The sequence below is a fragment of the Pandoraea norimbergensis genome (assembly GCF_001465545.3).
GTDB classification, from domain to species: domain Bacteria; phylum Pseudomonadota; class Gammaproteobacteria; order Burkholderiales; family Burkholderiaceae; genus Pandoraea; species Pandoraea norimbergensis.
The window spans coordinates 5,989,715-6,002,157 of sequence record NZ_CP013480.3 but is presented as its reverse complement, the minus strand read 5'-3'; the positions used below and the strand labels follow the sequence as shown (position 1 = coordinate 6,002,157).

Here is a 12,443-nt window from a genome sequence, read left to right as displayed (position 1 = left end):
TTACTATTCCTTACGACGCTGGCCAAAGTGCCATTGCCTTATTTCACATCAGATCACTCTTCTCGATGACAACCGGGGTCGTACCCGGTACCGGCGCGGGGGCGCCACACCATGTCGACACTATCGATGCTTCAGCGCGCTGCGGCGCGGGGTCTTGTTCTGACGGTGGCGTCCCTCGCCACGGTGGGTGTCACGCTGCTGACCGGGTGCTCGAGCGCCACCGTAACTTCCACGCCGATGGCGGTGATGCCGATGCCACGGGTGACCAACGTGCAGACGGCGGGGTCGATCTATCAGTCGACCACGGCCACGAACTGGTTCGAAACGCCCGTGGCGCACCGGGTGGGCGACTTGCTCACGATTCAGGTGGCGGAAAACACGACCGGCAGCAACAAGGCGCAGAGCAACGTGACGCGCAACGCGAGCGTCACGGCCAAGAGCGCCAAAGACAACGGGGCCGATACGCTGCTTGAGCGCTGGTTCAACATCGGCTCGTCGGCGAGCTCGTTCCAAGGCAACGGCACCACGAGCTCGACGTCGGCGATGACCGGCACCATTGCCGTGGCGATTGTCGAAGTCTTGCCGAACGGCGCGTATGTGGTGGGGGGCGAGAAGCAGGTGATGCAGGGCCGCAATATGGACACCTTCCGTTTCACGGGCGTGGTCAACAAGTTCGACATTCAGCCGGGTAACGTCGTGGCGTCGAGCAAGGTCGGTCAGGCGAAGGTGGCGCGGGTGGAAGACGGTCAGGTGGCCGACGGCGCGAATGGCGGCTGGCTCCAGCATGTGTTGCTTGGCGTAGCACCCTTCTGATGAAAAGGCTCGCCGGGGTACTGGCGCTGGCGGCGGCGGCCTGCGCATCGTTGGGGGGCTGTCTGTTTGCGACGCCCGTGCCGGTGATGGCGGCGCAGGTGGCGGCCAGCATGGTGACGACGGGTGTCGTGCTGGCGGACCAGTTGCCGTCGGTCGTGCCGCCGACGCAGCCGGCTGCGCCCGAGCTGATGTCGCGCAGCCTGTGTATCGAACTGGGGGCGGACGGGGTTTCGGACCTGCTGCCGGCCATTCAGGGCCGGCTGCGCGCCTACGGCATCGTGAGCACGATTTACAGCCCGGGGACTTGGCCAACGGGATGCGTCGTGCTGAACTACGCGGTCCGGCGCGCGTGGCGCAATTCTCTATGGGGCAGCACGCCCAGCGAATATCTGGCGTACGCGACGCTCACGCTGAGTCAGAACGGTTCGGTAATGAATACCGTGTACTTCGACGGCAGAACATCGACCGTCGAGTCGTGGTCCGGTGCTAACGCCAAGATCGCGCAGCTGGTGGATCGGCTGGTGGTGTTTTGATTTGGTGCGCCCGACTGGAATCGAACCAGTGACCCTCGGCTTCGGAGGCCGATACTCTATCCCCTGAGCTACGGGCGCTGTGCAGACCACCGGTGAGAAATGCGCGAACGCGCGGGCCGGCGGGCAAAGACGTAGAAGCATAGCGGTTTTGTCGCGTGCCGTCCATGCCTGGCGCATTCTCTCGCCTCACAATGCGGCAATTCACTACGGGATACGCGTCAGGCGCGGTTTTGCTGTGCATGCAACGGTATCCCACTTCACGCACAAACCACGCGGAACACCGCTTTGGGTTTCGCGTAAGTTAGGGAAAACACGGGACTTTTGCGGCGTCTGCGCACGGCCATCACGTGTCATCGCGGGAGTGTTTGTTGCTACAATGGCTCGTTATTTTGACTGGATGGTGCCTGCCATCCAGTGCGACGCACTCGGTTTCCACAAAAACTATTGAGAGATCCCGCATGAGTGAAGCACATAACGAGCATGAGTCCCTGATCAAAACACCCAAGCAGCTCATCGCGGCAGTCATTGCAGGTTTTCTCGTTCCGATCGTCATCATCGTCTTGCTGGTCAATTACGTGGGCAACAATGCCCTGACCGGTGCCGGCAGTTCCGCCATGACCGAAAAAGCCATCGCCGAGCGCATCGCGCCCGTGGCCAAGGTCGAGATCAAGGATGCCAACGCACCGCGCGTTTATCAGACGGGCGAGCAACTCTATAAGGCCGTTTGCGCCGCGTGCCACGCCGCCGGCACCGCCGGTGCGCCGAAGGTCGGCTCAGCCGACTGGGCCCCGCGAATTGCGCAGGGCTACGATGAAATGCTCAAGATCGCGCTGGCCGGCAAAGGCGCCATGCCCGCGCGTGGCGGTACCAGCCCCGACGACGTGACCGATTACGAAATCGGCCGCGCCATCGTCTATATGGCCAACGCCTCGGGTGGCAAGCTGCAAGAACCGGCGGAACCGGCACAACCGGCCTCCGGTGCGGTGGCCGCCGCCCCGGCGTCTGGCGCGGCACCGGCCGCAGATGCTGGCTCGGCCGCGGCGGCTGCCGCCGCCATGGCATCGCTCAAGACCGCCGCTCCGGCCGCCGCCAGCGCCGGCAGCAACCTCGACGCAGGTAAGAAGCTGTACGACACCGTGTGTATGGCCTGCCACGCCGCCGGTGTCATGAACGCCCCGAAGTTCGGCGACAAGGCCGCATGGGCGCCGCGCATTGCCACCGGTATGGATACGCTGCACAACGCCGCACTCAAGGGGCTGAACGCCATGCCGCCGAAGGGTGGCGCGGCTAACGCTTCGGATGACGACGTGAAGGCGGCCGTTGACTATATGGTGAGCGCGGCAAAGTAAGCTCGCGCAGATGCCTTCGAGCCGACCGGCCGCAAAAGAAAATCCCCGCTTCGGCGGGGATTTTTGTTTTCGTCGTTACTTTGCTGCGATGTTGCAGCGCGTCAGACGGTCACGCACAACGCGGGGTCGAACGCAGCGTTCTCGACACGCCCTTCGAAGCAATAGCCACGCGGATTACACAGCACGCGCGTGTGCCCGACACGGTAATCAAACGAATCGTGCGTATGGCCGTGCACCCACAAGGCGGCGTCGGACTGGTCGACAAATGACGTCAAATCCGAAATGAACGCCGGATTGACGAGTGACCCGGCAAAGCGCGGATGAATACTCTGCGGCGTCGGTGCGTGATGGGTGATGACGACGGTCGGGCCCTCATGCGGGTCGGCTAGTGCGCGGGACAGCCACGCCACGTTCTCGCGGCACAACGCCGCGCAATCTTCCGGCGAGAAGAACGGCAGGTCGGACCACGGCGCCGCCGGATCACCCACGCGAATGCGCGTGAAGTCGCGCACGAATTTCCGGGACTCCTCGATCACTTCGTCATGCTTGCCTTCGGCGTCGTACAACGCGAAGTCGGTCCACAACGTCGTGCCGATAAAGCGAACGCCGTCGATTGTGAGGGCACCTCGCTCCAGCACATGAACATTCGTACCTGCGGCGAGTTTGCGCAACTCGGCGAGCGTGCCCGCAAGCGTCGCACCGTAGAACTCGTGGTTGCCGGCAACGTAGATGACGGGGCGTGGAATTTGCTTCGCCCACTCGATGGCTTGCGCCGGCCGGCTGATGTCGCCGGCGAGAATGGTGACGTCGGCGGCGACATCGGGCGTCGCCAGCGGGGCCACAGACAAATGCAGGTCAGACAGGATATGCAATCTCACGCACCACGCTCCACAAGGCTTGAGGATCGGTGCCGCACACTCGCCACGGCAGGGTGCTGGTGACGCATCGCGAGAACGTTGGAGGGTGTGGGCATTGGGCCGAAATCGACGCAATTCACGTATCGTTTCGCCCGTTTTTTACCGACTATCACCCGCGCCGCGCCGATGGTCAAGATGTCTTTGTCATCGAAAGAATGGCCTCCTATAGTGAAACCTCACCTGACGAGTGGAGGAGAGCCTATGCGCAAGTTGTTGGTTGTCGTTGTGCTTGGTTTCGCCGGTCTGGCAGGCGCGATGGTGGCGTCGAGTCCGGCAATCGCGTGTGGCCAGACGTCTACGGGCGGTGGCAAATAGCAGCAAGCCTTGCTTTACTGCGCGATCCGCCGCCGCCGACAGCCCCGGCCGGACGCTGCTGAATCCTCAGGCCAGCCCCCCGTACGCGGGGGGCGATTCGTTTACGGCGTCTTGTTCGCGCCGCCGGCCAGCATGGCCTTGAGGCTGGCGAGCCGATCCTTCGGCGACATCGGGGCGTCTTCCGGTGGTGGTGGCGGCGCTTCGTCGAGTTGCATCTCGGGTACGAACCGCGAGACTTCGCACGTGTACGTTTCCCGCGCCCGTTTGCGCTTCTTGCACCACGACAATTGCAGCGTGCGTTGCGCGCGCGTAATGCCCACGTACATCAACCGGCGCTCTTCTTCGATCTTCTCCGCGGTGACTTCCTCATCCTCGCGAATGTGCGGAAGAATGCCTTCCTCCATCCCCACGAGGAATACGTGCGGGTATTCGAGACCCTTCGACGCGTGCAGCGTCGACAGGCGCACCGCATCGGGATCGTCGCCGTCGCGGCCTTCGAGCATCGACATCAGCGCGATGGTCTGCGTGAGTTCCATCAGGCTCTTGGCGTCGTCGTCGATATCTTCGGCGTTATCCAGTCCGGTCGCCGCATCGGCGGTGCCGCGCGTACCCTTGCGCTTCATCCATTCGAGGAATTCGAGCACCGTGGTCCAGCGCGCCTGCGCCTGACGCTCGTCGAACGTGTCGTAAAGATAGGCCTCGTAGTGAATGCCTGCCATCAGGTCATCGATGACCTCATTGGCAGGATCGCGCGCGGCGCGCGCCGCAATGCGCTGGATGAAATCGCAGAACGCCCGCAGCGGTTCGAGCTGGCGCGGCTGCAAGCGGGCTTCAACGGCGCCCATGTAGACCGCCTCGAACAGCGACACCTTGGCTTGCCCGGCAAACCCGCCGAGCGATTCGAGCGTGGTGCTGCCCACGCCCCGGCGCGGCGTGGTCACCGCGCGGATGAACGCGGGATCGTCGTCCGGGTTGGCCAGCAGCCGGAGATAAGCGCAAAGATCCTTGATTTCGGCCTTGTCGAAGAACGACTGCCCGCCCGACAGCACATAGGGAATGCGCTCGCGGCGCAGCACCTGTTCGAAGATGCGCGCCTGGTGATTGCCGCGATACAGGATCGCGTAGTCGCGAAACTCCGCGCGACGCTCGAACTTGTGGGCCGACAAACGGAACACGACCGATTCGGCCTCGTGTTCTTCGTCGTTGGCTGGCGTAACGGTAATCGGATCGCCGAGGCCGTGCTCACTCCACAACTTCTTCTCGAAGATTTTCGGATTCTTGGCGATAACGTTGTTCGCCGCCGTCAGGATGCGTGAAGTCGAGCGGTAGTTCTGCTCCAGCTTGATGACCTTCAGCGTGGGAAAGTCGACCTGCAACTGCTTGAGGTTGTCGAGCGTGGCGCCGCGCCAGCCGTAGATCGCCTGATCGTCGTCGCCCACGGCCATAAACGCCGCGCGCGGGCCGGCCAGCAGTTTGAGCAGCAGGTACTGACAGGTGTTGGTGTCCTGATACTCGTCGATCAGCAGATAGCGCAGTTTGTTCTGCCAGCGCTCACGCACCTCTTCGTCGCGCGCGAACAACTCGGCGGGCAGACGGATCAAATCATCGAAGTCGACCGCCTGGTACGCCTGCAACGTGGCCATGTAGTTGCGATAGACCACGGCAGCCTGATGCTCGTCGGCGGTCTCGGCGGCGGCCAGCGCCGTCTCGGGCGTGACCAGCGCGTTCTTCCAGAGCGAGATGGCGGTTTGAACGCCGCGAATCATCCCCTTGTCCGTCGTGCCCAGTTGTTCCTGAATAAGGCCGAAGCAATCGTCCGAGTCGAGAATCGAGAACTGGGGCTTGAGGCCGACGTTCTCCGCCTCGCGGCGCAGAATCTGCACGCCAAGCGAGTGGAACGTACAGATCGTCAACTGATTGACGGGGACCTTGCGGCCTTCCTTGCCGGGCGTGGTGAGCGTCTTGCCTTCGAGCTGCTTGGCCACGCGCTCGCGCATTTCGGCCGCGGCCTTGTTCGTGAAGGTGACGGCGGCGATGTGCTTCGGTTCGAACCCCTTGGTTTCGATGAGCCACGCGATTTTTTGCGTGATGACGCGCGTCTTGCCGCTGCCGGCACCGGCCAGCACGAGGCAGGGACCGTCGAAATAACGCACGGCTTCGTTCTGGGCAGGATTGAGCGGAAAGGACGACATGGTGTGAAGCGAAGGGGACGAAGGGGGTGAACGGGGCGAAGGCGGCGGCTGGCCGGGTGCTCGCGAGGGCACCTCGTCGGGCTCGCGCAGGAGGTGGGCAAGTCTAACATGGGGCGTGCGCGCGTCTGTGACGCGACGATGGCGGCAACGGCGACAGGCTCGGTCGGCGGGCCTCAACGCCCGGACTGTGGGGCCAGCGCGACGCTGTGTGACGCGACGGCCGCCACGACTGGCGTCCACGCACGGGGGGTGCCTATAATAAAAAACGTTGCCATCGTGGTGAGGTCGCCGTGCAATGTCCAACCTGTGGGACGAACAATGCGACGAGTGCGCTGCGCTGCAAACAGTGCGGTGCGCCCCTTGCAGATGCCGAACCGGGATTTCGGGAGGCCAGTCTGGCTGCCACGGGGGGCGGTGTGCTCGGCGCGTCCGGTGCCTCCGATGTGCCGATCGCGGCGACGCCCGTCGGTGAGACCGCCGCATCTGCCTCGGCTAACGAGTCTGTCCCGCCCGCCGAAACCCGCCGTCTGACACGGTGCGAGCGCCGGGAGCAGCGCCGGCGCGACGGCGAACCCGGCTGGATAAATGGCGCGCTGGTGCTCGGCACCGCCGTCTTCGCCGCCATTGCGCTCGTCGGTATCTGGTGGAATCTGCGCGCGCCTTATGTCGACCCGACGCCCAAGCCGGACGCCATCGTCGTCGCCCCATTCAATAACGGTAGTAACGCTCCCCCGATCAATGCGTCGGGCGATGTGAGCGCAGTGGCCCCCAGTGCCGCCAGCAGTGCGGAGTCGGCGTTGCTCGCCCGCGCGCAGGTGCTTGCCGCTGTCGATGCCGCCGCATCAGGCGCCGAGGCGGACGTGGCGTCGGCCCCGCCAATGACGGCGTCTGCGGCCACTGCTGCGCTGACCGCCGCCGCGACCGCAGCGCTGACACCACCCGCGCCTGCACCGGACGACATGATGACGTTGCTCAGCCGTCGCGATGCGGCAAATGCCGCGCGGCCGGTGGCCAACCCGGACCTGCCCGCGCACCTCGACAACAACGACATCGGTCCGATTGCCGCAGCGGGGGCTGCGCGTCCACCTGTCACGGCATCCAGCCCGACGACTGCGTCGGCCGCCGGTGCGGCCACGACCATCGCGGCCGCGCTCGCGCAGTGCGACAAGTACCGGTGGTTCGAAGTCGTGCCGAAGCAGCGCTGCATCTGGGCGGTCTGTAACGGACGATGGGGCCGCGACGGTTGTCCGGCCGGGGTGAATCCCGGGGAGTCGCACTAGCTGTTTTTCGTCAAATTGACAGCCCTCGGCTTTCCCCGTAAAGTGCGCGAACGCGGTCGGGAGAGCGCGCCGGGAAGCACATGCTGGCGCCGCCGAAGGGGTAATACCCACAAACTCTCAGGCATCAAGGACCGTCCGCGCCGAAGGCATCGCCTTCGATCTCTGGAGAGCGGCTGTGGCGTGACTTTCGTCATGCAGACAGCCCACCGAAGGGGCCGGCTGTCTCGGTCAACACCGAGCACCGGGCAATCTCTCAGGTACCAAGGACAGAGGGGTCATCTCGCCAACTGGCATCGCGCCGGGCAAGTGCATTCGCACACGCTCGCAGCGCAGGTGCCGGTCGTCGAGATGACCCCTTTTTGCATTTTCGGACACTGTATTTCCGAAACCCTTGGATCCTGAGGCCTCGATGACCGATCTCAAACGCACTCCGCTCAACGAAACGCACCGCGCCGCCGGCGCCCGCATGGTCGATTTCGGCGGCTGGGACATGCCCGTGAACTACGGCTCCCAGATCGAAGAGCACAACGCCGTTCGCACCGACGCCGGCATGTTCGACGTCTCGCACATGTGCGTGGTCGATCTGCACGGCCCGAGCTGCCGCGAATTCCTGCGTTTCGCCGTCGCCAACAACGTCGACAAGCTGCAAACCCCGGGCAAGGCGCTCTACACCTGCATGCTCAATCCGAGCGGCGGCGTGATCGACGACCTCATCATCTATTTCATCGCTGAAGACTGGTTCCGCATCGTCGTGAACGCGGGCACCGCCGACAAGGATCTGGCCTGGATCGGCCAGCTCAATGCCCACGGCGATTACAGCCTAACGATCACGCCGCGCCGCGACCTGTCGATCGTGGCGGTGCAGGGCCCGAACGCCCGCGCCAAGACCTGGCAGGCCGTGCCGGGCAGCCAGCCGGCGAGCGAAGTGCTCAAGCCCTTCAACGCCGCCTTCGTCAAGGACACACCGTTCGGCGAATTGATGATTGCGCGCACGGGTTACACCGGCGAAGACGGTTTCGAAATCGTCGTGAATGCCGATCATGTTGCGGCGCTCTGGCAGGCGCTGGTCGCCGCCGGCGTGCGTCCGGCGGGCCTGGGCGCGCGCGACACGCTGCGTCTGGAAGCCGGCATGAACCTGTACGGTCAGGACATGGATGACGACACTTCGCCGCTCGACGCCGGCCTTGGCTGGACGGTCGAAAAGGAAAGCGAGCGCACGTTCGTCGGCAAGGATTCGCTGCTCACGCGCGGCCAGACATGGCGCTTCGCCGGTCTCGTGCTCGACGGCAAGGGCGGCGTGTTGCGTGCCCATCAGGTCGTGGTGACCGACGCCGGTGATGGTGAAATCACCAGCGGCACGTTCAGCCCGAGCCTTCAGCAATCGATCGCGTTTGCGCGCCTGCCGAAGGGCGTAGCCGACGGTGCACTCGTGCACGTACAAATTCGTGACAAGCAATTGCCCGCACGTGTGGTCAAATTACCGTTCGTGCGTCACGGCAAGGCCGTGGTGGCGTGAGCGGTAACGGGCACACCTGCGCGGTTGGCGACACGACAGACTCTCAATAAGACACCCCATACTGAAACCGGAGCGTCACACATGGCGAATACCCCCGACAACCTGAAGTACGCCGAGTCCCACGAATGGGCTCGCCTCGAAGCCGACGGCACCGTGACCATCGGCATTACCGACCACGCGCAGGAAGCGCTGGGCGATGTGGTCTTCATCGAGCTGCCGGACACCGGCCGCACGGTCAAGGCGCAGGAACAAGTCGCCGTGGTCGAGTCGGTCAAGGCCGCCTCGGACATCTACGCCCCGATCGGCGGCGAGATCATCGAGACCAACAGCGAAGTGGCCGGCTCGCCGGAACAGATCAACACCGATCCGTACGGCAACTGGCTGTTCCGCATCAAGCCGTCGGACGTGAAGGAACTCGACGGCCTGCTCACCGCCGAGCAATACAGCGCCGGCCCGGGCGCGTAAGCCCGCGAGCCGAAAGCCCGGTGCGGTGGTGGCGATGGCTGCCATCGCTCCGGGCTTAGTCACGCTCAGCAACGCTTAGCAACACCTTGCCGTAGTCACTTGCCGTGACCGAACGAGAGATCTGACCCATGAATGCCATGACCGACCTGCATCAGCCGCGCCGCTCGCTCACCGAGCTGGAACAGCGCGACAACTTTTCTGCGCGCCACATCGGCCCCGACAGCCCCGAACAGCAAGCCATGCTCACCGAGCTTGGCTACGCCTCGCGCGCCGCACTCATCGACGCGGTCGTGCCGGCGTCGATTCGCCGCGACGGCCCGCAATTCGCTGCCGCACTGGGCCAGTTCGCCGCGCCGAAAACCGAGTCGCAAGCCGTCGCGCAACTGCGTGCGCTTGCCGATCAGAATCAGGTCTTCAAGTCGTTCATCGGTCAGGGCTACTACAACACGTTCACGCCGGGCGTGATCCTGCGCAACGTGCTCGAGAACCCCGCTTGGTACACGGCCTACACGCCGTATCAGCCGGAAATTTCGCAAGGCCGCCTCGAAGCGCTGCTCAACTATCAGCAGATGGTGATCGACCTGACGGGTCTCGCCATTGCCAACGCCTCGATGCTCGACGAAGCCACCGCTGCCGCCGAAGCGATGACGCTGGTCAAGCGCACGGGCAAGTCGAAGTCGAACACGTTCTTCGTGGCCGACGACGTGCTGCCGCAAACCATCGAAGTGGTGCAAACGCGCGCCAAGCCGCTGGGCATCGAAGTGCAGGTTGGGCCGGTTGCCGCCGCTGCCGACGTCGATGCGTTCGGCGTGCTGGTGCAGTACCCGGGCGTGGGCGGCGATGTGCGCGAATACCGCGCGCTGGCCGACGCGATCCACGCGAACGGCGGCATGCTGATTGCCGCCGCCGATCTGCTCTCGCTCACGCTGCTGTCGCCGCCGGGCGAATGGGGCGCCGATGTGGCCGTAGGTAACAGCCAGCGCTTTGGCGTGCCGATGGGCTTCGGCGGCCCGCACGCGGCTTATCTGGCGACGCGCGACGAACTCAAGCGCTCGATGCCGGGCCGTCTGGTCGGCGTGTCGGTCGACACGCAAGGCAAGCCCGCGCTGCGTCTCGCATTGCAGACGCGCGAGCAGCACATCCGCCGCGAGAAGGCGACATCGAACATCTGTACCGCACAGGCACTGCTCGCCATCATGGCCAGCATGTATGCGGCGTATCACGGCCCGCAAGGCCTGCGCATCATCGCGTCGCGCGTGCATCGTCTGACGGCGGTCCTCGCCGCCGGTCTCGCGAAGCTGGGTGCCGCACCGCGCAATGCCACGTTCTTCGACACGCTGACCGTGCCGGTCGCCGGCCGTGCCGACGCCGTGCACACGGCGGCCGTCGCGCGCCGCTTCAACCTGCGCCGTGAAGATGCGGACATCGTCGGTATCTCGCTCGACGAGACCAGCACGCGCGATGACGTGATCGCGTTGTGGGACGTGTTCGCCGAAGGTCTGGGCAAGAGCGCCGGGTCGATCGACTTCGACGCCATCGAAGCCACGATTGCCGACGGTTTCCCGGCGGCGCTGGCGCGTCAGAGCGCGTATCTCACGCACCCGGTGTTCAACCGCTATCACTCGGAACACGAGATGCTTCGCTACCTGCGCAGCCTCTCCGACAAGGATCTCGCGCTCGATCGCACGATGATTCCGCTGGGCTCGTGCACGATGAAGCTCAACGCCACCTCGGAAATGCTGCCGGTGACGTGGCCCGAATTCGGTCAGATCCACCCGTTCGCACCGACGGCGCAGACGGCGGGTTATCGCACGATGATCGACCAGCTCGAGCAGATGCTCGTGGCGGCTACCGGCTATGCGGCGGTGTCGCTTCAGCCGAACGCCGGCTCGCAGGGCGAGTACGCGGGGTTGCTGATCATTCAGGCGTATCACGCCTCGCGCGGCGAAGCGCATCGCGATATCTGCCTGATTCCGGCATCGGCCCACGGCACCAACCCGGCATCGGCGCAAATGGCCGGCATGCAGGTCGTGGTGGTGGCTTGCGACGCCAACGGTAACGTCGATCTGGCCGACCTTCAGGCGAAGGCCGAGCAGCATCGCACCCGTCTGGCCGCGATCATGATGACGTACCCGTCGACGCACGGTGTGTTCGAAGCGGGCGCGCGTCAGATTTGCGAAATCGTGCATGCGAACGGCGGTCAGGTGTATGTCGACGGCGCGAACATGAACGCGATGGTCGGCCTGTGCGCACCGGGCGGGTTCGGCGGCGACGTGTCGCACCTGAACCTGCACAAGACGTTCTGCATCCCGCACGGCGGTGGCGGCCCGGGCGTCGGCCCGGTCGCAGTGGGCGCGCATCTGGCGCAGTTCCTGCCGAATCAGCGCTCGACCGGTTACTCGCGCGATGCCGACGGTATCGGCGCCGTGTCGGCCGCGCCGTACGGCTCGGCTTCGATTCTGCCGATCTCGTGGATGTATGTCGCGATGATGGGCGCCGCTGGCCTGACGTCGGCCACCGAGACCGCGATTCTCAATGCCAACTACCTCGCGAAGAAGCTTGCGCCGCACTATCCGGTGCTCTATTCGGGCCCGGGCGGTCTGATCGCGCACGAGTGCATTCTCGATCTGCGTCCGCTCAAGGAAACGAGCGGCATCTCGGTCGACGACGTGGCCAAGCGCCTGATGGACTTCGGCTTCCACGCACCGACCATGAGCTTCCCGGTGCCGGGCACGCTGATGGTCGAGCCGACCGAATCGGAGTCGAAGCACGAACTCGACCGCTTCATCGAAGCCATGGTCACGATTCGTGAAGAAATTCGCGCCGTGGAAGAAGGCCGTGCCGATCGCGAGGACAACCCGCTCAAGCACGCCCCGCACACGGCAGAAGTCGTGACCGCCGACGAATGGACGCACGCTTATGCGCGCAGCCAGGCGGCGTATCCGGTGAAGGCACTGCGCGAGCGCAAGTACTGGCCGCCGGTGGGTCGCGCCGACAACGTGTACGGCGACCGGAACCTGTTCTGCGCCTGCGTCCCGATGAGCGACTACGAGTAAAAAGCGT

The 12,443-nt window shown here is 64.6% G+C and carries 9 protein-coding genes, 1 tRNA gene and 2 riboswitches; of the genes, 7 read left to right on the top strand and 3 right to left on the bottom strand.

From position 1 onward, the window contains the following. The first annotated feature begins 111 nt into the window (after positions 1-111). Together AT302_RS26340 and AT302_RS26335 are read left to right on the top strand one after the other, a co-directional pair. Complete coding sequence (locus tag AT302_RS26340; protein ID WP_084656484.1) at positions 112-813, top strand: flagellar basal body L-ring protein FlgH; 702 nt, start codon at positions 112-114, stop codon at positions 811-813. Further along, positions 813-1,346 (top strand): hypothetical protein, encoded by a 534-nt coding sequence (locus AT302_RS26335; RefSeq protein WP_058376520.1) that lies wholly within the window; start codon positions 813-815, stop codon positions 1,344-1,346. Before AT302_RS26340 ends, AT302_RS26335 begins: the two co-directional genes overlap by 1 nt. Positions 1,347-1,348: 2 nt before the next feature. Here AT302_RS26335 and AT302_RS26330 read toward each other — a convergent pair. Beyond that, positions 1,349-1,424: transfer RNA gene (locus tag AT302_RS26330), tRNA-Arg, on the bottom strand. Positions 1,425-1,804: 380 nt separating this feature from the next. Here AT302_RS26330 and AT302_RS26325 point away from each other — a divergent pair. Further along, entirely contained in the window at positions 1,805-2,695 is an 891-nt protein-coding gene (locus tag AT302_RS26325; RefSeq protein WP_058376519.1) for a c-type cytochrome, read from the top strand. A 101-nt stretch (positions 2,696-2,796) separates the two neighbouring features. Here the strand turns inward: AT302_RS26325 and AT302_RS26320 are convergent, their stop codons facing one another. Next, entirely contained in the window at positions 2,797-3,573 is a 777-nt protein-coding gene (locus AT302_RS26320) for a metallophosphoesterase (protein ID WP_058376518.1), read from the bottom strand. A 455-nt stretch (positions 3,574-4,028) separates the two neighbouring features. Further along, positions 4,029-6,119, bottom strand: a complete 2,091-nt coding sequence (locus AT302_RS26315; RefSeq protein WP_058376517.1) for a UvrD-helicase domain-containing protein — start codon at positions 6,117-6,119, stop codon at positions 4,029-4,031. A 290-nt stretch (positions 6,120-6,409) separates the two neighbouring features. On the opposite strand from AT302_RS26315, the gene AT302_RS26310 reads away from it, so the two are divergent. From AT302_RS26310 to gcvP, 4 genes are all read left to right on the top strand, one after another. Then, a complete protein-coding gene (locus AT302_RS26310) occupies positions 6,410-7,399 on the top strand; it encodes a zinc finger Ran-binding domain-containing protein (RefSeq protein ID WP_157125883.1) in 990 nt (329 codons plus the stop codon). 47 nt (positions 7,400-7,446) lie between these two features. Beyond that, a riboswitch (glycine riboswitch) is annotated at positions 7,447-7,543 on the top strand. An 8-nt stretch (positions 7,544-7,551) separates the two neighbouring features. Continuing rightward, positions 7,552-7,679, top strand: a riboswitch (glycine riboswitch). Between the two features lie 129 nt (positions 7,680-7,808). Further along, positions 7,809-8,915: a glycine cleavage system aminomethyltransferase GcvT gene (gene gcvT, locus AT302_RS26305; RefSeq protein ID WP_058376515.1), complete on the top strand. Its 1,107-nt coding sequence runs from the start codon at positions 7,809-7,811 to the stop codon at positions 8,913-8,915. Positions 8,916-8,996: 81 nt separating this feature from the next. Next, on the top strand, positions 8,997-9,380 hold the full coding sequence (gene gcvH / locus AT302_RS26300) for a glycine cleavage system protein GcvH (RefSeq protein ID WP_058376514.1): 384 nt from the start codon (positions 8,997-8,999) through the stop codon (positions 9,378-9,380). Between the two features lie 128 nt (positions 9,381-9,508). Next, on the top strand, positions 9,509-12,436 hold the full coding sequence (gene gcvP / locus AT302_RS26295; protein ID WP_058376513.1) for an aminomethyl-transferring glycine dehydrogenase: 2,928 nt from the start codon (positions 9,509-9,511) through the stop codon (positions 12,434-12,436). Positions 12,437-12,443: the final 7 nt, after the last annotated feature.